A 19084-nucleotide genomic window follows, 5' to 3' on the forward strand; every position below is an offset into this window, starting at 1 on the left:
CTCAAGAGAGAGTGTGAGAGTGCTCGTACTCGTCGCTCCCGGCCAGGGCGCCCAGACGCCCGGCTTCCTGACTCCCTGGCTCGAACTGCCCGCTGCCGCAGACCGCGTCGCCGCCTGGTCGGACGCCATCGGACTGGACCTCGCCCACTACGGCACGAAGGCCGACGCGGAGGAGATCCGCGACACCGCGGTGGCCCAGCCGCTGCTCGTCGCCGCCGGCATCCTGTCCGCCGCGGCACTCGGTGCCATCACGCCGGGCGCCGTCGCGGGCCACAGCGTCGGCGAGATCACCGCCGCCGCCTTCGCGGGGATCCTCGACGACGCCTCCGCGCTCACCCTCGTACGCAAGCGGGGTCTGGCCATGGCCGACGCCGCCGCGGTCACCGAGACCGGGATGTCGGCGCTGCTCGGCGGCGACCCGGAGGTCTCCGTCGCGCACCTGGAGAAGCTGGGCCTGACCCCGGCGAACGTGAACGGCGCGGGCCAGATCGTCGCCGCGGGCACGCTGGAGCAGCTCGCCGTGCTGAACGAGGACAAGCCCGAGGGTGTCCGCAAGGTCGTCCCGCTGAAGGTCGCCGGCGCGTTCCACACGCACCACATGGCGCCCGCCGTCGACGCGCTGGCCGAGGCCGCCGCCGAACTGGTCCCCGCGGACCCGAAGTTCACGTACGTCTCGAACAAGGACGGGCAGACGGTCGCCACCGGCGCCGAGGTGCTTCAGCGCCTGGTCGGCCAGGTCGCCAACCCGGTCCGCTGGGACCTGTGCATGGAGACCTTCAAGGAGCTCGGCGCGACCGCGATCATCGAGGTCTGCCCCGGCGGCACGCTGGTCGGCCTCGCCAAGCGCGCGCTGCCGGGCGTGAAGACGCTCGCGCTCAAGACCCCCGACGACCTCGACGCGGCCCGCGAGCTCATCGCTGAGCACGCCGACGCCTGACATCCAAGGAGCCGTACGAAGATGTCGAAGATCAAGCCCAGCAAGGGCGCCCCGTACGCGCGCATCCTCGGTGTGGGTGGCTACCGCCCGACCAGGGTCGTGCCGAACGAGGTGATCCTCGAGACGATCGACTCCTCCGACGAGTGGATCCGTTCGCGCTCCGGCATCGAGACCCGGCACTGGGCCTCCGACGAGGAGACCGTCGCCGCGATGTCGATCGAGGCGTCCGGCAAGGCGATCGCCGACGCGGGCATCTCCGCCGAGCAGATCGGCGGCGTGATCGTCTCGACCGTCTCGCACTTCAAGCAGACCCCGGCCGTCGCGACGGAGATCGCCGACAAGCTCGGCACGAACAAGGCCGCAGCCTTCGACATCTCGGCGGGCTGCGCCGGCTTCGGCTACGGCCTCACCCTCGCCAAGGGCATGATCGTCGAGGGCTCTGCCGAGTATGTCCTCGTCATCGGCGTGGAGCGGCTGTCCGATCTCACCGACCTGGAGGACCGTGCGACGGCCTTCCTGTTCGGCGACGGCGCGGGCGCGGTCGTGGTCGGCCCCTCCCAGGAGCCGGCGATCGGCCCGACCGTGTGGGGCTCGGAGGGCGACAAGTCCGAGACGATCAAGCAGACCGTGCCGTGGACGGACTACCGCGAAGGCACGGTCGCCAAGTTCCCTGCGATCACGCAGGAGGGCCAGGCGGTGTTCCGCTGGGCCGTGTTCGAGATGGCGAAGGTCGCCCAGCAGGCGCTGGACGCGGCCGGGATCACCCCGGACGACCTGGACGTCTTCATTCCTCACCAGGCCAACGAGCGGATCATCGACTCGATGGTGAAGACGCTGAAACTGCCGGAGCACGTCACGGTCGCGCGTGACGTACGCACCACCGGCAACACCTCGGCCGCCTCGATTCCGCTCGCCATGGAGCGGCTTCTGGCGACCGGTGAGGCGAAGAGCGGCGACACCGCGCTCGTCATCGGCTTCGGGGCGGGTCTCGTGTACGCCGCGACGGTCGTTACCCTCCCCTAGGCACTCCGTGCCGGATCATCATCGGGTCCGGTGCGGAAAGCACTGCAAACCTGCCGCTGACGCGGCGGGCGCCACACCCTCTGGATTACTACGAAGGAGCGCCTGACATGGCCGCCACTCAGGAAGAGATCGTCGCCGGTCTCGCCGACATCGTGAACGAGATCGCCGGCATCCCGGTTGAGGACGTCCAGCTGGACAAGTCCTTCACCGACGACCTGGACGTCGACTCGCTGTCCATGGTCGAGGTCGTCGTCGCCGCCGAAGAGCGCTTCGACGTCAAGATCCCGGACGAGGATGTCAAGAACCTCAAGACGGTCGGCGACGCGACCAACTACATCCTCAAGCACCAGGCCTGAGCCTTCTAGGCCCGGCTGCTTTGCCCCGCCACCCGGCGGTGGCGCCGCTGAATCCCGATCCGTTGGAGAAAGAATTCCCGTGAGCCCGACCAATCGCACCGTGGTCGTCACCGGTATCGGCGCAACCACACCGCTGGGTGGCGACGCAGCCTCTACCTGGGAGGGCCTGATCGCCGGCAAGTCCGGCGTGAAGCCCCTGGAGCAGGAGTGGGCCGCCGAGCAGGCGGTCCGTATCGCCGCGCCGGTCGCCGTGGAGCCCACCGAGGTCATCCCGCGGCCGCAGGCCCGCCGCCTGGACCGCTCGGCGCAGTTCGCGCTGATCGCGGCCAAGGAGGCCTGGGCGGACGCCGGTTTCACCGACAAGGCCGGCGACGACGCCGCCATCGACCCGGACCGTCTCGGTGCCGTCATCGCCTCCGGCATCGGCGGTGTGACGACCCTCCTCGACCAGTACGACGTGCTCAAGGAGAAGGGCGTACGCCGCGTCTCCCCGCACACCGTCCCCATGCTGATGCCGAACAGCCCCTCCGCCAACGTGGGTCTCCTCGTGGGCGCCCGTGCGGGCGTGCACACCCCGGTCTCCGCCTGCGCGTCGGGCGCCGAGGCCATCGGCTATGCCATCGAGATGATCCGCACCGGCCGCGCCGACGTCGTCGTCGCGGGTGGCACGGAGGCGGCCATCCACCCGCTTCCCATCGCCGCGTTCGGCAACATGATGGCGATGTCCAAGAACAACGACGACCCGCAGGGCGCCTCGCGTCCCTACGACGTCGCCCGTGACGGCTTCGTCCTCGGCGAGGGCGCCGGCGTCCTCGTCCTGGAGTCCGCCGAGCACGCCGCCAAGCGCGGCGCCCGCGTGTACGCGGAGGCGGTCGGCCAGGGCATCTCCGCCGACAGCCACGACATCGTGCAGCCGGAGCCCGAGGGCCGCGGCATCTCGCACGCCCTGCAGAACCTGCTGGAGCGCACCGACCTGGACCCGGCGGAGATCGTGCACGTCAACGCGCACGCCACCTCGACGCCGGCCGGTGACGTGGCCGAGTTGAAGGCGCTGCGGAAGGTGTTCGGCGACGACGCCGACCACATGGCTGTCTCGGCCACCAAGTCGATGACCGGTCATCTGCTGGGTGGTGCGGGTGGTGTCGAGTCCGTCGCCACGATCCTGGCGCTGTACCACCGGGTTGCCCCGCCGACCATCAATGTCGAGAACCTTGATCCTGAGGCGGAGGCTGCGGCGGACATCGTCCGGGGCGAGGCGCGGAAGCTGCCCGTTGAGGGCCGTATCGCAGCCCTCAATGACTCCTTCGGGTTCGGTGGGCACAACGTGGTGCTGGCGTTCCGGACGGTCTGATTTGCCGTGAACGGCGGGTGGCCCGTCCCCGGGTTGGGGGCGGGCCACTCGCCGTTTTACGTCTGTCGTCGGCCGACTGCGGGCCGTCTGTGGCTGGTCGCGCCCACGCGGCGGAGCCGCAAATCGATACAGCCCCACGCCCCTGAAGACCAAAAGCAGGGCGGTTCACACCACCTGGTGCAGCCAGCGCACCGGGGCGCCCTCACCCGCATACCGGAAAGGCTCCAACTCGTCGTCCCAGGGCTTTCCGAGGAGCTTGGTGATTTCGGACTCCAGTTCCGTCTCGCCCTGCTGTGAGCGGGCCAGGGCGGCGCGGAGGCGGTCCTCGGGGATGAGGATGTCGCCGTGGATGCCGGTGACGGCGTGGAAGATGCCGAGGTCGGGGGTGCAGCTGTAGCGTTCGCCCTCCGCGGTGGGGCAGGGCTCGGCGGTGACCTCGAAGCGGAGCAGATGCCAGCCGCGCAGCGCCGAAGCCAGCTTGGACGCCGTGCCCACCTGGCCCTGCCAGGAGAACTCCGAGCGCCAGGTGCCGGGGGCGGCGGGCTGCCGGATCCAGTCGAGGTTGACGCGTGTGCCGAGCACCCCGGCGACGGCCCACTCGACGTGCGGGCACAGCGCGCGCGGTGCGGAGTGCACGTACAGAACCCCACGTGTCGTCACCGGGACCTCCGGGCAGAGCAGGACAATCTGGGCGGACTGGCGGTCGGCCGTGGCCAGGCGGCCACGTTGATGGCGAGGCTACCGTGCGGCGGCGCAAGGAGTGTGACGTACCGTCGGTCCCGGTGCGCTGAAACGTCCGCCATTCACCCGGCAGGACGCTTGTACGGGTGTGAACCGTTGCAGGGTGCGTGGATCGGGAACTCCCGCGCGTTGTTATGGGGGGACACATCCGTACGTAGACGGACTGCATCGAGGGGATCAACGGCGTATGCGGAAGCCAAGCCACCGTTCACGGACCGTTCTCGCCGCCGTGGCGGCGACCGTCCTGGGCGTCGCCGGCTGCGACGCCGTCGGTGGCAACTCCGCCGGGCCGACGGGCACCGAGGCGCACACCGCGAAGCCTGCGCCGGCGTGGGACGTGAGCCCCCGTTCGATCGCCGCGGTCGGCGACTCCATCACCCGCGGCTTCGACGCCTGTACGGTCCTGTCGGACTGCCCGGAGGTGTCCTGGGCGACCGGCAGCAGCGCCAAGGTCGACAGTCTCGCCGTACGGCTGCTGGGGAAGGCGCAGGCAGCCGAGCGCAGCTGGAACTACGCGGTGACCGGGGCGCGGATGGCGGACCTGCCGGGCCAGATGGCGCAGGCGGTGACGCGCAGGCCGCAGTTGGTGACGGTGATGGCGGGGGCGAACGACGCCTGCCGGGCCAGCACCGCGGCGATGACCTCGGTGGAGAGCTTCCGCGCGGACTTCGAGGACGCGCTGAGCACCCTGCACAGGTCGCTGCCGAAGACGCAGGTGTACGTGGCGAGCGTGCCGAACCTGAAGCGGCTGTGGTCGGAGGGCCGCACCAACCCGCTGGGCAAACAGGTGTGGAAGCTCGGCATCTGCCCGTCCATGCTGGGCGACGCGGACGCGCTGGACTCGGCGGCGACACTGCGGCGGGACACCGTGCAGAAGCGCGTGGAGGCGTACAACACGGTGCTCAAGGAGGTATGCGCGAAGGACCGGCGGTGCCGGTTCGACGGGGGCGCGGTGTACGACTACCGGTTCGGCACGGCCCAGTTGAGCCAGTGGGACTGGTTCCACCCCAGTGTGAACGGCCAGGCGCGGCTGGCGGAGATCGCCTACCGGAAGGTCACGGGGAAGAAGGCGTGAGGTGCTGCGCCCGGGGACCGCAGGGCCGTGGCCTAAAGTTCCGCACATGAACGAACTCTTCGGCGCACTTCCCGACGGCACCCCGGTTCACCGCTGGACCCTGGAGCGGGCCGGCGTGCGGGTCCGGATCCTGTCGTACGGCGGGATCGTGCAGTCGCTGGAGGTCCCTGACCGGGAGGGGCGAGCCGGGAACGTGGTGCTGGGGTTCGCGGACCTGGACGGCTATCTCACGCACCCGGAGCCGTACTTCGGCGCGCTCGTCGGCCGGTACGCCAACCGGATCGCGGGCGGCCGCTTCCCGCTGGACGGGGTGACCTACGCGCTCGAACAGAACACGCCGCCCAACTCCCTGCACGGCGGCGAGCGCGGCTTCGACAAGCGGGTGTGGGACGTGACGCCGGCCGGGGAGTACGGGGTGCGTCTGAGCCGGGTCAGTGCGCATGGCGAGGAGGGCTTCCCGGGGCGCCTTGAGGTCTCGGCGACGTTCACGCTCGACGGGTCCGGCGCACTGCACATCGCGTACGAGGCGGTGACGGACGCGCCGACCGTGGTGAACCTGACGAACCACAGCTACTTCAACCTCGGCGGCTCGGGCAGCGCGGGCGGCCACGAACTGCGGCTCGCCGCCTCCCGTTACACCCCGGTCGACGCCGACCTGATCCCGACCGGCGAGCTCGCCGACGTGACGGACACGCGCTTCGACTTCCGTCAGGCGCGGAAGGTCGGCGCCGGATACGACCACAACTTCGTGCTCGACGGCGGAGTGACCGAGTCCGCCCGTGAGGTGGCCGAACTGCACGACCCCGCATCCGGCAGGGTCCTGACGGTGGCCACCACCGAGCCCGGCCTCCAGCTCTACACCGCGGACCACCTGTCCGCCCCCTTCGCCCCCGGCGACGGCATCGCGCTGGAGACGCAGCACTTCCCCGACTCCCCGAACCGCCCGGCCTTCCCGAGCACGGTGCTGCGGCCGGGCGAGGTGTTCCGGTCGGAGACGGTGTACGGGTTCACCGCCGGCTGAGCATTGCCCCGGCCCAGGGGTCAGGTCCCGGGCCGGGGCCGTTCGCGGGGAGACTTGTCCCGGATCAGACGTTAATCGTCGCGGTGAGACGGCGGTCGGTGATCGAGCGGCCCACCTGGATCTCGTACCAACCCTTCACAAGTGACCATGAGTCCGTTGCCTCGTCCCAGACCTCGAAGGCGCGGCGGGGGACCTCGATGACTGCTTCCACCGTCTCGCCGGGGGCCGCCGCCACGCCCGCGAAGCCCGCCAGCCGGCGTGCCGGGCGGTCGGGGCCGGGCTCGGTGGGCGCCAGGTAGACCTGCACGACCTCCCGGCCCGCACGCTCGCCGGAGTTGCGGACGCGGACCGTGGCGGTGGTGCCGTCGACCTCGACGGACTCGTAGGTCCAGTCGGTGTAGCCGAGGCCGTGGCCGAAGGGGTACGAGGGGGTGCGGCCCTGCTTCTCCCAGGCCCGGTAGCCGATGAAGACGTCCTCGGTGTAGGCGAGTTCACCGTCCTCGGGCACCACCTGGGTGACCGGGGCGTCGGACAGGGAGCCCCAGGTGGTGGGCAGGCGGCCGCCCGGCTCGTACGCGCCGGTCAGCACGTCGGCGAGGGCCGCGCCGCCCTCCTGGCCGGGGAACCAGCTGAGCAGGACCGCGGCGACCTCGTCCCGCCACGGCAGTTCGACCGGGGAGCCGGAGTTGACGACCACGACGGTGTTCGGGTTGGCGGCGGCGACGGCTCGGACCAGGTCGTCCTGGCGGCCGGGGAGGGCGAGGTCCTTGCGGTCGAAGCCCTCCGACTCCACGCGCTCGGTGGTGGCGACCACGACGACGGCTGTGTCGGCGGCGCGGGCGGCCTCGACGGCCTCGGCGATCAGGTCGTCGGGGTCGCGTTGCGGCTCCTGGTGGGCGAGGGCGAAGACGACGACCTTGAAGGGGGCCTCCTCGGGGAGCGCGCAGACGTGGGTGAGGGAGACGTCGACCGGTTCGCCGGCGGTCAGTTCGGGCTGGGCACGAGGTACCGGGGAGTCGAAGAACGCCTCGAAGGGGTCGCCGTCGGCGGCGGGGCGCTGGACGTCGTCGTGGTACGTCGTGCCGGCGACGGTGAGGGTGAAGTGGCCCGTGCCCCTGATGCCGAAGGTGTGCGGGCCGGTGTCGCGCGGGGTGAAGGTGCCGGTCAGTTCGATGGTGTGGAGATTGCCGAAAGTGACGCCGCCGGGGAGGTCCGTGTCCGCCCACTGGATCTGGCCGCTGGGCACCGAGCGCGTACCGATGACGTTCCCGTCGGCGTCCCGGCACACGGCCCGCAGTTCGAAACCCTTGTCCGCCACGGCGAGTTCGGTGTTGGGGTCGGCGCCGACCGCGTAGGTGAGTGTGCCCTCGGTGAGGGCGGCGGTGAGGCCGTCGAGCGGGGAGACGACTCGGGCCGGGAAGACCGTCGCCGAACCCCCGCCGAGGACACGGGCGTCGCGGGCGGCGGCGCCGATCAGCGCCACCGTGCCGGACTTGAGGGGCAGGGCCTCGTTGTCGTTCTTCACGAGGACGAAGGCCCGGCGGGCGATCTCACGGGCCAGTCCGATGCCGTCCACGGTGCCGGGCAGTTCGGTGACGGCCGGTTCGGCGCCCTCCAGGGCGCCGACGCGGGCGGCCAGTCGCAGGACGTTGCGTACGGCCGCGTCGACCACGACCTCCTCGACCTCGCCGTCCCGTACGGCCTGGGCCAGCGGGGCACCGTACACGGTCTGCGGGCCGGGCATGGCGACGTCGAGACCGCCCTCGATGGCGCCGACCGTGGACCGGGCGGCCGTCCAGTCGGAGACGTTGTAGCCGTCGAAGCCCCATTCGCCGCGCAGGACCTCGTTCACGAGATACCGGTGCTCGGTCATCGTCGTGCCGTTGACCGTGTTGTAGGCGGTCATGATGCCCCAGGGACGGGCGTTCTCGACGATGATCTCGAAGGGGGCCAGGTAGAGCTCGCGCAGGGCGCGTTGGGAGACCAGGTTGTCGACCGTGAAGCGGTCGGTCTCGGCGTCGTTGGCGACGAAGTGCTTGACCGTCGTGCCGACGCCGCCCGACTGGACGCCTTGCACATAACCCGCGCCGATCAGTCCCGTCAGATACGGGTCCTCGCTGTACGCCTCGAAGTGCCGTCCGCCGAGCGGGGAGCGGTGGAGGTTGACCGTCGGCGCGAGGAGCACGTGCACGCCCTTGCGGCGGGCCTCCTGGGCGAGCAGGGTGCCGGCGCGGCGGGCGAGTTCCGGGTCCCAGGTGGCGGCAAGTGCGGTCGGGGAGGGCAGGGCGATGGAGGGATCGTCGGCGGTCCAGCGCACACCCCGGACGCCGATCGGCCCGTCGGACATGACGATCGACTTCAGACCGATCTCCGGCAGGGCGGGGAGGGACCACGTGTCCTGGCCGGACAGCAGCCGGGCCTTGGCGTCCAGGTCCAGCTTGCCGAGCGCCGCGTCGACGGCGGCCTCGCGCGCCCGGTCGGCCGGAGAGCTTCCAGGGGTTCCCGCCATCGCGGCGCCTCCTCATCGAGTCATGCTGCCAACGTCGTCCATGTAGTTCTGCATGTAGTCCATGTAGTCCTGCGCCCCATCGTGCACCCGCTCCCTGTAACACGGTAGGTTTCGTTATCGTGCCGTGATATTGCCTGTACGGGGATGTCGTACGGTGACGCCATGAACGCCAGGGTCAGAAGCGAGGAGCGGCGCGCGGAGATCGTGCGGGCGGCACTGGAGGTGATCGCCGAGCGCGGGTACCGGGGCGCGTCCCTGGCGGCGGTGGCCGAGCGGGTCGGGCTCACCCAGCAGGGGCTGCTGCACTACTTCCCCACCAAGGACGCGCTGCTGGTCGCCGTCCTGAAGGACCGGGACCAGTGGGATGCCGTACCGGCCACGCAGTGGCGGGTGGATCTGCTGGCCTCGCTGGTCGAGTACAACGCGATGCGGCCCGGGATCATCCAGACGTTCTCGGCGCTGCTGGGCGAGAGTGTGACGGAGGGGCATCCGGCGCGGGCGTACTTCACCGGGCGGTACCGGCAGGTCCGGGAGAGCATGGCGGCGGTGTTGCGTGCCGAGTACGGGGAGCGGTTGCCGAACGGGCTCACGCCGGAGCGGACGGCTCCGCTCCTCGTGGCGGTGATGGACGGCCTGCAGTACCAGTGGCTGCTGGACCCCGAGTCGGTGGACATGCCGGGGGCCTTCCGGGATTTTCTGACCCTGCTGGGCGAGGAGGTCTGAACTCCCCCGCTACTGACGCCAGATCACGGCGAGCGTCTTGCTCACCGCGCACACGGCGGCGAAGGCGATCGCCCAGCCCACTGCCCCGGCGGCGAACAGCGCGGCCACCCCGGCCCCGAACCAGATCAGTTCGAAGCCGACACGGACCGCGCCGCGCGTCTTGTACGACGCCTTCTGGGAGCCGAACAGCGCCCACAGCACGATCAGTACCGCCGGAGCCCCCAGGCCGAGCAGCCAGGTGAGCGGCGTGGCCACGTCCCGGGTGAAGCCCCAGTAGGAGACGGCCGCGAGGGCGCCGAGTTCGATGAGGAACAGGACGCCGAGGTTCGCAGCCTTGATTGCCATCATGGGCGGCAGTATCGCCCGGAAGCGATCACTCCGGGGCGGTTACGGCGGCGACGATCTCGATCTCGATCTGCGCCTCGGGCCGGAACAGCCGCGAGACCTCGAAGGTCATGCTCGTCGGCGGCGTCCCGGTGAGGAACTCCCGCCGTACGGCGCCGTATTCCTGCAGCTTGGCGATGTCGGTCAGGTACGAGCGGATGTTGATGACGTCGGCCAGGGTCGCCCCGTGGGCCCGCAGCAAGGCGTCGAGCCCCTCGAAGATGCCACGCGTCTGCTCGGCGAGGGTGTCGCCCTCGGCGATCTGCCCGGAGACGAACAACAGGGCGCTGCCGTCGGGGTGTTCGACGCGGGCGACCTGGGAGTAGTAAGGGCTGGCGGGTTGAGGGGCGTCGGCCGGGTTGTCCAGGGTGACCTTCATGGGGTCCCTTCAGGCGGTTCGGATGCGGGCAGCGGCGCGGGAGAGGTCCGCGTCCGCGAGGGCGGGGTCGGCGGCGGCTCGGAGGTAGTGGCCCAACGCGGCTTCCATGGCGGGCAGTTCGGCCGCCTTCGTCGCCAGGACCAGGTCCTTGACCGCGAGGGTGGTACCGAAGTGCACGCCCTCGGCGAAGGCACGGACGACGGCTCCGCCCACGGGGCTGTTCGCGAGGGCTGAGCGCGCGAGGTCGCCGTCCACACCCAGGGCGTCGGCCAGGCGCAACGCCTCGGCGACCAGCGCCACCCCGCCGATGACGGCCGAGTTGAGGACCAGCTTGAGGGCGGCGGCGGAGCCGGGGCCGCCGGTACGGGTGACGGTGCCGAGGCGGGCCAGGACATGCTCGACGCCCGCCGTGTCGCCGCCGGCGAGGATGCCGAGCTCACCGGCCGCCGCCCGGTCGGTGCTGCCCATGACGGGGGCGTCGATGACGGTGGCCGACTCTCCTGCCCTGGCGGCCAGTTCGCGTACGGCGTCCGGGCCGACGGTCGACATCTCGAGCCACCGGGTGCCGGGGCGCAGCGCGGGCACGATCTCGGCGGCGACCGCGTCGAGCGCGGCCGGGTCGGCGAGCATCGTGATCACCACGTCGGCGTCCCGCACGGCGTGGGCGGGGGACGCGGCGAGCACGGCCCCGTCGGCGACCACCGGTGCGGCCTTGGCGGCGGTGCGGTTCCAGACGGTCAACGGGTGCCCGGCGGCGAGGAGTCGACGGGCCATGGGGGCACCCATGTGTCCCAGGCCCAGGAACGCGATCTGATCCAGCTGCGGCATGCCATCGACGCTAGGCCCGCCACCTGCGATGCGACAAGCGAATGTCTAGCATGGCTCCCATGCCGAAACAGCATCCCTCAGCAGGGGCACCGGTACCGGACCTCTCCACCGTCTGGCTGCGGGTGTTCCTGGTGGTCGCCCGGCACGGATCGTTCACCGTGGCCGCGCGGGCGCTCGGCTGGACGCAGTCGGCGGTCTCGCGGCAGATCTCCTCGCTGGAGGCGGCGCTCGGCGGCGCCCCGCTCTTCGACCGGCTGCCGCGCGGTGTACGGCTCACGGAGGCGGGCCGGCTGCTCGTCCCGCACGCGGAGACGGTGGCCGAGACGCTGCACGGCGCCGCGCGCGAGCTGGCGGCCCTGCGTGAAGTGGCGGGCGGACGGCTGCGGTTCGGTGCGTTCGCGACGGCCGACGCGGCTCTGGTGCCGCACGCGCTTGCCGCGTTCCGGGCCCGCCACCCCCGGGTCCGGCTCTCCCGCGAGGAGGGCCTCACACCCCGTCTGCTGGACCGGCTGGCCGCGGGCCACCTCGACCTGGCGGTCGTCTCGACGACCGGGCGCGCGCCCCTGGAGTCGTACGAACTCCACCATCTCCTCGACGAGTCGCTGTACGTCGCCGTCCCGGCCGACCACCCGCTGGCCGGCCACGAGGGCCCGGTACGGCTCGGCCAACTCGCCGACGCCGACTGGATCTCCGGGAGCTCCCGCCCCGAGGGCACCCTCCTGGACGCGGCCCTGCGCCAGGGTTTCCGCCCACGCGTGACGCATGTCGTCGCCGAGTGGACCGCCAAGCAGGGGTACGTCGCCGCAGGGCTGGGAGTCACTCTGGTCCCCGCGCTGGCCGCCGAGTCCGTACGCCCGGACATCGCGCTGCTGCCGGTCCTCGACGAAGGGGCTCCGGCCCGGGCGGTGTACGCGGCGACGGCACGGGGGCGGGCGCCCACGCCGACCGTGGAGGCGTTCGTCGGGGCGCTGCGGGAGGCGGTGGCCCGTATCCCCGGGTAGGTGGGCGCACTTACTCCGATACTCCTCTGCACACCTGACACACGTGCACCATGGCGTAGACCACTTCCGTCGGGCGATACTGCGGCCGTCGCACCACGCTCCCCCACAACGGCGACGGAAGGACCTGAACTCCCTTGAACTCCATACGTGTTCGGATCGGCGTATTCGGACTGGCACTGCTGGCCGGGTTCGCTGCCCCCACCACGGCGACCGCCGCCGCGACCGTCCCCTCCCCCACCGTGGAGGAGCAGCGGCTCGACAAGGCCGTACCGCAGGAGATCCTCGAACGGTCAGGGTTCGACGACGTGGCCCCAGGGCTCACCCGTGCACTGGAGGGGGCCTGTTCCTATGCGCAGGCCCGCCGCATCGTCGTGCACGAGGGGTCGGCGCTGTGGCGGCGGGCCGTGGAGCGGGCTCAGGGGCGAGGGCCCGCGGGCGGGGACCTGGCCCGGGACGACGACCGGCCGCTGTACTGGGCGCGGCTCGGGATGACCCGGGACCTGCGGACCTGGGAGCCGGAGTTCGGGCTCAGCGACCAGCAACGGGCCGCGCTGATCGACGCGTTGGAGCGCACCTCGCGCGGGCAGACCGACGTCCGCTACCCGCAGCACGGCAAAGGTCTGAAGCGTGTGCTGGTCACCGGCTTCGATCCGTTCACCCTGGATCGGGACATCCGGATCTCCAACCCCTCCGGGGCCACCGCGCTCGCGCTCGACGGAACGGTGATCGAGACGGCGGACGGGCCGGCGCGGGTCGAGACCGTGGTCTTCCCTGTGCGCTGGCAGGACTTCGCGGACGGCACCGTGGAGCGCACCCTGCGGCCGTATCTGAAGAAGGTGGACCTGTTCACGACCGTGAGCCAGGGGCGGGTCGGGCGGTTCGACGTGGAGCGGACCAACGGGGCCTGGCGGGGCGGGTTCGCCGACAACGACAACATCAGCCGGACGGAGACCGTCCCGGTCACCGATCCCGCCTCACAGCCGCAGTGGACGACCACCACCCTGCCGTACAAGGCGATCGTGGCCGCGAACACGGGACGCTTCCCCGTGTACGACCACACCGAGGTGACCGAGATCCCGGCGGGCGGCACGGATGCGGTGGTACGGCCGGACGGGCCGACTCCCGGCTCGACCGCTCGGGCCGGCGGAGGGGGCGACTACCTCTCCAACGAGATCGCCTACCGGGCCACCCTGCTGCGGGACCGTCTCGGGCTGCACGACACCCTGCCCGGCGGCCATGTGCACACACCGGTGCTGCAGTTCGGCACGGGCAACACCGATCCGGCGACCGGGACGGTCACGGACCCGCAGTTCCTGCGGAACCGGCAGGACATCATCACTCAGGTACGGGCGATCCTGACCGTGGCGGTCAACGCCACGAGCGCTGGGTGACGTCTTCGCCGTCGGGGTCTTCGGCGGTGTCGTCGGCACCCCCGTCGGTCTCCTCGCCCAGCAGCTCCCGAGCCAGCAGCGTCGCGCCCGCGACCGCGCCCGGCATCAGGAACACCGCGACGAACGGGACCAGGAAGGCCAGGCCCAGCGGGGTGCCGAAGCCCCAGACCAGGGTCTTGCGGGAGCGGAGCAGGGTGAGGCGGGCGCGCAGTTCGACGCCGCGGCGCTGGAGGGCCACCGCGGTGAGTTCCTCCGTGAGGAAGAAGCCCGTGACGAAGAAGCCGATCACCGGGACGACGGTCTGGCCGACGAGCGGGAGGAAGCCGAGGGCGAAGAGCAGGACGCCCCAGAGCAGGGCGCGCGCGAGGATACGGAGGCTGTCGCGGGCCGAGATCCACAGTTCACGCCAGAGCGGGAGGCCCGACCGGGGGGCGGTACCGTCGGGCGACACGTCCGCGTCGACCTTCTCGGAGAGGCTCTCGTAGAAGGGCTGGCCTATGAGGAGCGTCACCGCCGTGAAGGTGAGGACGGCGAGGAGGAGGGCCAGGGCGAAGAGCACTGCCGTCAGGAAGCCGCGGAAGAGGCCTTGCCAGGGGCCGGACCAGTCGTCGGCGAAGGGGGTTGCCCAGGTGACGGCGTCTTCGCCCCAGAGGGCGAGGGTGGTGAGCGCTGCCGCGTAGAGGACGAGGGTGATCAGGCCCGGCAGCAGGCCGAAGCCGTATTGCCTGCCGTGGCCGGCCACCCATCGTTGGCCCTTGATCAGGTAAGTGAAGCCCGCCCCTAGATCGCGCATGTGGGAACCCTATCGGGCCCCGATTTGCCGGACGGCACCGCCAACACCTGGCACTACACCGGGGTAACGGACACCACAACCCCTGGCTCCGCCGCAGGCGACACCGCCGCGCTCACCCGTATCGCCGCTGCCCGCGCCACCCGCCCCGCACGGGACGCCGCAGCCAGCAGCAGGGGTTGGAGCTGCTCCAGGCCGGTCACCAGCAGTTCCTCGCTCGCGACCAGCACCGGTCGGGCCGCCTTCGTCGTTGCCGCTGCCGCCTCCGCGAGGTCGGCCAGTGGGGGCAGGGTCGCCCGGACGACGCCTGCTCCGGCGGCTGCGGCGCGTTCCGCGAGGGCGACCTGGAGTGGCATCAGCGGGGCGAGGGCGGCGGTCAAGGCGTCCGCGACGCGCCGGAGTTCGGGCGAGGACTCGCGCAGGACGTCCGCCGCGGCCCGCAGCACCGGCGTCACCGCGAGAAGCGCGCCCGCGGCCACGCCCGCCGCCGCGGGCAGCAGCGGGGACGTAGCCTCGACCAGGTCGCCGAGGGCGTCCGCGAACTCCTCCACGGCCGGCTCGACCGCGTCCAGCACCGGCAGGAGGCTGTCGCCGATCGCCGTCAGCAGGGCCTGCGCCGGTTCGCTCACCGGGTGCACGGCGAGCGGCGCCCCGCTCGTGCCCAGCCGGGTCAGGGTGTCGACGATCCGGTAGAACGCCTCCTGCGCCTGCGGGGACGCGCTCGCCTCGGCCAGTTCCGCGGTGGTCTCGCGCAGCACGCGCAGCACCTCCGCGCCCGAACCGTCCCGCGGGTCGAAGGTGTTCATCGCGATCCGGGTGATGTTCCCTGCGGTGTCCAGGAGCTGGCCGGTGATGTCGGTGGTGTTGCGTGCCATACGCAGCACGTCGTCCCTGCTGGGGAGCGAAGGGATCGTTGCCATGGGCTCTCCTCGAATGGAGCCTGGGTGCCGACGGTCGCCCCTCAGCATGCCCCCATCCGACGGACCGCGTCGCCCCCTCCGGCCCACCCGCGGTACGCCATACGGGGCATCCGCGACATGAACCACCTCTTGTTGGTGTTGAGTCGAACAGGTACATCTCGCCGTATCGATCTCAGGAAGCCCCCCTCGCCCAGCGGCCGAGCTTGAGGAGAACGGATGACGCAGCAGATCCACGGCACCGTCGCGGACGGCTTCGAGGCGGTGCGTGAGGAGTTCGCCGCGTTCGTGGCGGGGGAACCACCCGACTACGAGGGCCAGTTGTGCGCGTATGTGCACGGCCGGAAGGTCGTCGACCTGTGGGCCGGGGACGGCAACGACGCCGAGTCCCTGTACGGGGTGTTCTCGTCGACCAAGGGCGCCGCCCATCTGGTCGTCGCGCTCCTCGTGCAGGACGGCACGCTGGAGCTGGACCGCAAGGTGACGTACTACTGGCCGGAGTTCGGGACCGAGGGCAAGGCGGCGCTGACGCTGCGGGACCTGGTCACGCATCGTGCCGGGCTGGTCGGGCTCGACGCCGGGTTCAGCGAGGACGAACTGGCCGACGACCGCGCCATCGCCGAACGGCTCGCCGACCAGCGGCCCTTCTGGCGCCCGGGCACCGCGTTCGGCTACCACGCGCTCGTCATCGGCGCGCTCACCGGAGAGGTGGTGCGGCGGGCCACGGGCCACACCCTCCAGGAGATCTACGAGGAGCGGGTGCGGGCGCCGTACGGGCTGGACTTCTTCCTGGGGCTGCCCGAGGCGCTGGAGCCCCGCTTCCGGTCCGTGCAGCCGATGACCCCCACGGCGAAGGAGCAGGCCTTCCTGGACGCGGCGCCGAGAGGGCCGCACACGCTCGCCTCGATCGCCTTCAACACCCATGTGCCCGAGCCGGGTGACCTGGCCGGTTACGCCAACTCCCGTACCGTGCGGGCCAAGGGCCCGGCGTCGGCGGGCGGAGTGGCCGCCGCACGCGGGCTGGCCGGGATGTACGCGGCGGCGATCAGCGAGGTGGCGGGGCGGCCGCCGCTGCTGAAGCCGGACACCGTCGCCGAGGTCGGGCAGGTCCACTCGGTCGGGTACGACCTGGTGGCCCGCGCCCACCGCGCCTTCGGCCTCGGCTTCCAGGCGACGGCCGAGGCCTGGTACCTGTTCCTGGGCGCGGGGACCTTCGGGCACAGCGGAGCGGGCGGCTCCCAGGCGTTCGCCGACCCGCGCAGCGGGCTGGCGTACGGCTACACCCGGCGGCGCATGGCCTTCCCGGGCGGGGCGGCGCCGGAGAACGAGCGGTTGGTGAAGGCGGTACATACGGCGGCGCTGGCTTCCTGATTCCCCGTACAACCTGCTGTTCGCCGGGTACAACAGAGGCCGCATCCCACGTCCAGGGATGCGGCCTCCGACGTACGCAACGAGCGACGTCAGACCAGCGTCACGGTGATGTTGCCGCGAGTCGCCTTCGAATACGGGCAGACCTGGTGGGCCTTCTCCAGAAGGGCCTTGGCGGTCTCCGCGTCGACGGCCGGGATCTCGGCCGAGATCTCGACGATGATCCCGAAGCCGTCGTCGTTCTTTCCGATGCCGACCTTCGCGGTCACCGTCGAGCCGGAGATGTCGGCCTTCTCCTGGCGGGCCACGACGCCCAGCGCGCCCTGGAAGCAGGCGCTGTACCCGGCCGCGAACAGTTGCTCCGGGTTGGTTCCGGCGCCGCTGCCGCCCAACTCCTCGGGCGGGTTCACGACGACGTCGAGCTTGCCGTCGTCGGTGGCGACCCGGCCGTCGCGACCGTTCTCGGCGGTGGCGACGGCGGTGTAGAGGACGTCGGTCTGCTGGATGGACATGCGGTTGTCTTCCTCCTCGGTCCGCCGCGACTCGCGCCCACGATCGACGACGGTTTCGGAAAGAAGTTATCGCATTCCGGAAACAGCGGGGAAGGCCAGAGGTCGACCTACAGCTTGACGATCATCTTTCCGGTGTTGTCGCCGCGCAGGACCCCGAGGAAGGCCTCCAGGTTGTTCTCGATGCCCTCGACGACCGTCTCGCGGTACTTCAGCTGTCCCGAGGCGACCCAGGGGCCGACCTCCTGGACGAACTGCTGCTGCAGGTCGTAGTGGTCGCCGACCAGAACACCCTCGACGCGGAGCCGGTTCTGCAGGATCTTGACCATGTTGCGCGGGCCGGGGGTCGGCTCGGTCGAGTTGTACTGCGAGATCATGCCGCAGATCACGGCACGGCCCTTCAGGTTGAGCGCGCCGATCGCGGCTTCGAGGTGCTCGCCGCCGACGTTGTCGAAGTAGACGTCGATGCCGTCGGGGGCGGCTTCCTTGAGCTGCTCCCAGACAGGGCCGTTCTTGTAGTTGAAGGCGGCGTCGAAGCCGTACTCCTCGACCAGGAGCTTGACCTTCTCGTCGGAGCCGGCGGAGCCGATGACCCGCGAGGCGCCCTTGAGCTTGGCGATCTGGCCCACCTGGCTGCCGACGGCACCCGCGGCGCCGGACACGAAGACCGCGTCGCCCTCCTTGAAGGCGCCGACCCGCAGCAGGCCCGCGTACGCCGTCAGACCCGTCATGCCGAGCACACCGAGGTACGTGCTCAGCGGCGCGGCCTCCGGGTCGACCTTGACGGCGGTCTTCGCGTCCACGACCGCGTACTCGCGCCAGCCGAGGAAGTGCAGGAGGTGGTCGCCGACGGCGATGCCCTCGGCGTTGGACTCGACGACCTCGCCGACCGCGCCGCCCTGCATGACCTTGCCGAGCTCGAAGGGCGCGACGTACGACTTGGCGTCGCTCATGCGACCACGCATGTACGGGTCGACCGAGAGGTACTTGTTGCGGACCAGCACCTGACCCTCACCCGGTGCCGCGACCTCCGTCTCGACCAGGGCGAAGTCCTCGGGCTTCGGCCAGCCGACGGGGCGGCTGAGCAGGTGCCATTCGCGGTTGATCATGACGAGTGCCTTTCGAGTGTGCGGGAAGTGCTTCAGATGCTCCGGGTACCGAATACTTCAGCACCTGAAACAACCATGCTCCTGAATATTTCATGTTGTCAAGTAACGGGGGTACGCTGAACCCATGGCCACCGCACCGAACACCCGTCGTCCCGATGAACTGACCCTGGAGGTCGTCGAGCTCATCGGCGACATCGTGGCCCGCTATCACGAGGACTACGAGAATGCCGCCGCCGAGCATTCGCTGACCGGCGCCCAGGCCCGTCTGCTGAGTCTGCTCTCCCTGGAACCGCTGCCCATGCGCAAGCTGGCCCAGAAGCTGAAGTGCGAGCCGTCCAACGTGACCGGCATCGTCGACCGCCTGGAGTCCCGTGGCCTGGTGGAACGCCGCCCCGACCCGGCCGACCGGCGCGTGAAGCTGGCCGCGGCCACGCAGGAGGGCCGGCAGGTGGCCAAGAACCTGCGCGAGTCCCTGCGCTTCGCGCGCGAACCGCTGGCGGGGCTCGGCAGGGAGGAACGGCTGGCGCTGAGGGGCCTGCTGCGGCGGATGCTGGGGCAGACCGAGGGCTGAGGCCGGCAGGACCCGGCATACGAGAGGTCCGGCGCACGGGATGCGTACGCCGGACCTCTTCGAACCGGGAGCGGGCCGGGCGGCTCAGCTCCTGCCACGCG

General features: G+C 71.1%; 20 protein-coding genes. 11 read left to right on the forward strand and 9 right to left on the reverse strand.

What is annotated here, in order from left to right; genetic code table 11:
* The first annotated feature begins 19 nt into the window (after positions 1–19).
* The 4 genes from ACWDAG_RS06820 to fabF all read left to right on the forward strand — a co-directional run bounded on the left by ACWDAG_RS06820 (position 20) and on the right by fabF (position 3667).
* On the forward strand, positions 20–937 hold the full coding sequence (locus tag ACWDAG_RS06820; protein ID WP_450694525.1) for an ACP S-malonyltransferase: 918 nt from the start codon (positions 20–22) through the stop codon (positions 935–937).
* A gap of 21 nt (positions 938–958) precedes the next feature.
* The gene (locus tag ACWDAG_RS06825; RefSeq protein ID WP_450694526.1) at positions 959–1960 is read left to right on the forward strand and encodes a beta-ketoacyl-ACP synthase 3; all 1002 of its coding nucleotides are present in this window, start codon (positions 959–961) and stop codon (positions 1958–1960) included.
* 107 nt (positions 1961–2067) lie between these two features.
* Positions 2068–2316, forward strand: a complete 249-nt coding sequence (locus ACWDAG_RS06830; protein WP_030931809.1) for an acyl carrier protein — start codon at positions 2068–2070, stop codon at positions 2314–2316.
* Between the two features lie 79 nt (positions 2317–2395).
* Positions 2396–3667, forward strand: a complete 1272-nt coding sequence (gene fabF / locus ACWDAG_RS06835) for a beta-ketoacyl-ACP synthase II (protein ID WP_450694527.1) — start codon at positions 2396–2398, stop codon at positions 3665–3667.
* A 165-nt stretch (positions 3668–3832) separates the two neighbouring features.
* Here the strand turns inward: fabF and ACWDAG_RS06840 are convergent, their stop codons facing one another.
* The gene (locus ACWDAG_RS06840; protein WP_450694528.1) at positions 3833–4327 is read right to left on the reverse strand and encodes a DUF3145 domain-containing protein; all 495 of its coding nucleotides are present in this window, start codon (positions 4325–4327) and stop codon (positions 3833–3835) included.
* A 268-nt stretch (positions 4328–4595) separates the two neighbouring features.
* Between ACWDAG_RS06840 and ACWDAG_RS06845 the strand changes: the two genes are divergently transcribed.
* Together ACWDAG_RS06845 and ACWDAG_RS06850 are read left to right on the forward strand one after the other, a co-directional pair.
* Positions 4596–5483 carry an SGNH/GDSL hydrolase family protein gene (locus ACWDAG_RS06845; protein ID WP_450694529.1) on the forward strand — a complete coding sequence of 296 codons (888 nt, stop codon included), beginning with the start codon at positions 4596–4598 and terminating at the stop codon, positions 5481–5483.
* Positions 5484–5529: 46 nt separating this feature from the next.
* On the forward strand, positions 5530–6504 hold the full coding sequence (locus ACWDAG_RS06850; protein ID WP_450694530.1) for an aldose epimerase family protein: 975 nt from the start codon (positions 5530–5532) through the stop codon (positions 6502–6504).
* Between the two features lie 64 nt (positions 6505–6568).
* Here the strand turns inward: ACWDAG_RS06850 and ACWDAG_RS06855 are convergent, their stop codons facing one another.
* Positions 6569–9013 carry a beta-glucosidase H gene (locus tag ACWDAG_RS06855; RefSeq protein WP_450694531.1) on the reverse strand — a complete coding sequence of 815 codons (2445 nt, stop codon included), beginning with the start codon at positions 9011–9013 and terminating at the stop codon, positions 6569–6571.
* Between the two features lie 144 nt (positions 9014–9157).
* Here ACWDAG_RS06855 and ACWDAG_RS06860 point away from each other — a divergent pair, with 144 nt between their 5' ends.
* Complete coding sequence (locus ACWDAG_RS06860) at positions 9158–9736, forward strand: TetR/AcrR family transcriptional regulator (protein WP_351470293.1); 579 nt, start codon at positions 9158–9160, stop codon at positions 9734–9736.
* A 9-nt stretch (positions 9737–9745) separates the two neighbouring features.
* On the opposite strand, the gene ACWDAG_RS06865 is transcribed toward ACWDAG_RS06860, so the two are convergent.
* From ACWDAG_RS06865 to ACWDAG_RS06875, 3 genes are read right to left on the reverse strand one after another with little or no spacing between them, the layout of a single operon-like run.
* Positions 9746–10084 carry a YrdB family protein gene (locus ACWDAG_RS06865; RefSeq protein WP_450694532.1) on the reverse strand — a complete coding sequence of 113 codons (339 nt, stop codon included), beginning with the start codon at positions 10082–10084 and terminating at the stop codon, positions 9746–9748.
* Between the two features lie 25 nt (positions 10085–10109).
* A complete protein-coding gene (locus ACWDAG_RS06870; RefSeq protein ID WP_450694533.1) occupies positions 10110–10499 on the reverse strand; it encodes a RidA family protein in 390 nt (129 codons plus the stop codon).
* A gap of 9 nt (positions 10500–10508) precedes the next feature.
* Positions 10509–11327 carry an NAD(P)-dependent oxidoreductase gene (locus tag ACWDAG_RS06875; RefSeq protein WP_450694534.1) on the reverse strand — a complete coding sequence of 273 codons (819 nt, stop codon included), beginning with the start codon at positions 11325–11327 and terminating at the stop codon, positions 10509–10511.
* A gap of 50 nt (positions 11328–11377) precedes the next feature.
* On the opposite strand from ACWDAG_RS06875, the gene ACWDAG_RS06880 reads away from it, so the two are divergent.
* Together ACWDAG_RS06880 and ACWDAG_RS06885 are read left to right on the forward strand one after the other, a co-directional pair.
* Entirely contained in the window at positions 11378–12328 is a 951-nt protein-coding gene (locus ACWDAG_RS06880) for a LysR family transcriptional regulator (protein WP_450694535.1), read from the forward strand.
* 134 nt (positions 12329–12462) lie between these two features.
* Positions 12463–13719, forward strand: coding sequence for a pyroglutamyl-peptidase I family protein (locus ACWDAG_RS06885; protein ID WP_450694536.1), 1257 nt, complete (start codon positions 12463–12465; stop codon positions 13717–13719).
* Here the strand turns inward: ACWDAG_RS06885 and ACWDAG_RS06890 are convergent.
* Both ACWDAG_RS06890 and ACWDAG_RS06895 read right to left on the reverse strand, forming a co-directional pair.
* Positions 13697–14512, reverse strand: a complete 816-nt coding sequence (locus ACWDAG_RS06890; RefSeq protein ID WP_450694537.1) for an EI24 domain-containing protein — start codon at positions 14510–14512, stop codon at positions 13697–13699. The genes ACWDAG_RS06885 and ACWDAG_RS06890 overlap by 23 nt on opposite strands.
* A gap of 53 nt (positions 14513–14565) precedes the next feature.
* Positions 14566–15429 carry a hypothetical protein gene (locus ACWDAG_RS06895; protein WP_450694538.1) on the reverse strand — a complete coding sequence of 288 codons (864 nt, stop codon included), beginning with the start codon at positions 15427–15429 and terminating at the stop codon, positions 14566–14568.
* A 216-nt stretch (positions 15430–15645) separates the two neighbouring features.
* Here ACWDAG_RS06895 and ACWDAG_RS06900 point away from each other — a divergent pair, with 216 nt between their 5' ends.
* Positions 15646–16797, forward strand: coding sequence for a serine hydrolase domain-containing protein (locus ACWDAG_RS06900; RefSeq protein ID WP_450694539.1), 1152 nt, complete (start codon positions 15646–15648; stop codon positions 16795–16797).
* An 89-nt stretch (positions 16798–16886) separates the two neighbouring features.
* On the opposite strand, the gene ACWDAG_RS06905 is transcribed toward ACWDAG_RS06900, so the two are convergent.
* Positions 16887–17306: an organic hydroperoxide resistance protein gene (locus ACWDAG_RS06905; RefSeq protein WP_450694540.1), complete on the reverse strand. Its 420-nt coding sequence runs from the start codon at positions 17304–17306 to the stop codon at positions 16887–16889.
* 107 nt (positions 17307–17413) lie between these two features.
* Positions 17414–18412 carry an NADP-dependent oxidoreductase gene (locus ACWDAG_RS06910; protein ID WP_450694541.1) on the reverse strand — a complete coding sequence of 333 codons (999 nt, stop codon included), beginning with the start codon at positions 18410–18412 and terminating at the stop codon, positions 17414–17416.
* 124 nt (positions 18413–18536) lie between these two features.
* On the opposite strand from ACWDAG_RS06910, the gene ACWDAG_RS06915 reads away from it, so the two are divergent.
* Positions 18537–18983, forward strand: a complete 447-nt coding sequence (locus ACWDAG_RS06915; RefSeq protein WP_450694542.1) for a MarR family winged helix-turn-helix transcriptional regulator — start codon at positions 18537–18539, stop codon at positions 18981–18983.
* Positions 18984–19084: the final 101 nt, after the last annotated feature.

The organism is Streptomyces sp. NPDC001157, from assembly GCF_053598255.1.

What these genes read in the sequence shown, in the direction of transcription:
- ACWDAG_RS06825 (WP_450694526.1), top strand. Translation starts at nt 959, where the DNA reads ATGTCGAAGATCAAGCCCAGCAAGGGCGCCCCGTACGCGCGCATCCTC.
- ACWDAG_RS06830 (WP_030931809.1), top strand. Translation starts at nt 2,068, where the DNA reads ATGGCCGCCACTCAGGAAGAGATCGTCGCCGGTCTCGCCGACATCGTG.
- ACWDAG_RS06845 (WP_450694529.1), top strand. Translation starts at nt 4,596, where the DNA reads ATGCGGAAGCCAAGCCACCGTTCACGGACCGTTCTCGCCGCCGTGGCG.
- ACWDAG_RS06850 (WP_450694530.1), top strand. Translation starts at nt 5,530, where the DNA reads ATGAACGAACTCTTCGGCGCACTTCCCGACGGCACCCCGGTTCACCGC.
- ACWDAG_RS06855 (WP_450694531.1), bottom strand. Translation starts at nt 9,013, where the DNA reads ATGGCGGGAACCCCTGGAAGCTCTCCGGCCGACCGGGCGCGCGAGGCC.
- ACWDAG_RS06860 (WP_351470293.1), top strand. Translation starts at nt 9,158, where the DNA reads ATGTCGTACGGTGACGCCATGAACGCCAGGGTCAGAAGCGAGGAGCGG.
- ACWDAG_RS06865 (WP_450694532.1), bottom strand. Translation starts at nt 10,084, where the DNA reads ATGATGGCAATCAAGGCTGCGAACCTCGGCGTCCTGTTCCTCATCGAA.
- ACWDAG_RS06870 (WP_450694533.1), bottom strand. Translation starts at nt 10,499, where the DNA reads ATGAAGGTCACCCTGGACAACCCGGCCGACGCCCCTCAACCCGCCAGC.
- ACWDAG_RS06875 (WP_450694534.1), bottom strand. Translation starts at nt 11,327, where the DNA reads ATGCCGCAGCTGGATCAGATCGCGTTCCTGGGCCTGGGACACATGGGT.
- ACWDAG_RS06880 (WP_450694535.1), top strand. Translation starts at nt 11,378, where the DNA reads ATGGCTCCCATGCCGAAACAGCATCCCTCAGCAGGGGCACCGGTACCG.
- ACWDAG_RS06890 (WP_450694537.1), bottom strand. Translation starts at nt 14,512, where the DNA reads ATGCGCGATCTAGGGGCGGGCTTCACTTACCTGATCAAGGGCCAACGA.
- ACWDAG_RS06895 (WP_450694538.1), bottom strand. Translation starts at nt 15,429, where the DNA reads ATGGCAACGATCCCTTCGCTCCCCAGCAGGGACGACGTGCTGCGTATG.
- ACWDAG_RS06900 (WP_450694539.1), top strand. Translation starts at nt 15,646, where the DNA reads ATGACGCAGCAGATCCACGGCACCGTCGCGGACGGCTTCGAGGCGGTG.
- ACWDAG_RS06905 (WP_450694540.1), bottom strand. Translation starts at nt 17,306, where the DNA reads ATGTCCATCCAGCAGACCGACGTCCTCTACACCGCCGTCGCCACCGCC.
- ACWDAG_RS06910 (WP_450694541.1), bottom strand. Translation starts at nt 18,412, where the DNA reads ATGATCAACCGCGAATGGCACCTGCTCAGCCGCCCCGTCGGCTGGCCG.
- ACWDAG_RS06915 (WP_450694542.1), top strand. Translation starts at nt 18,537, where the DNA reads ATGGCCACCGCACCGAACACCCGTCGTCCCGATGAACTGACCCTGGAG.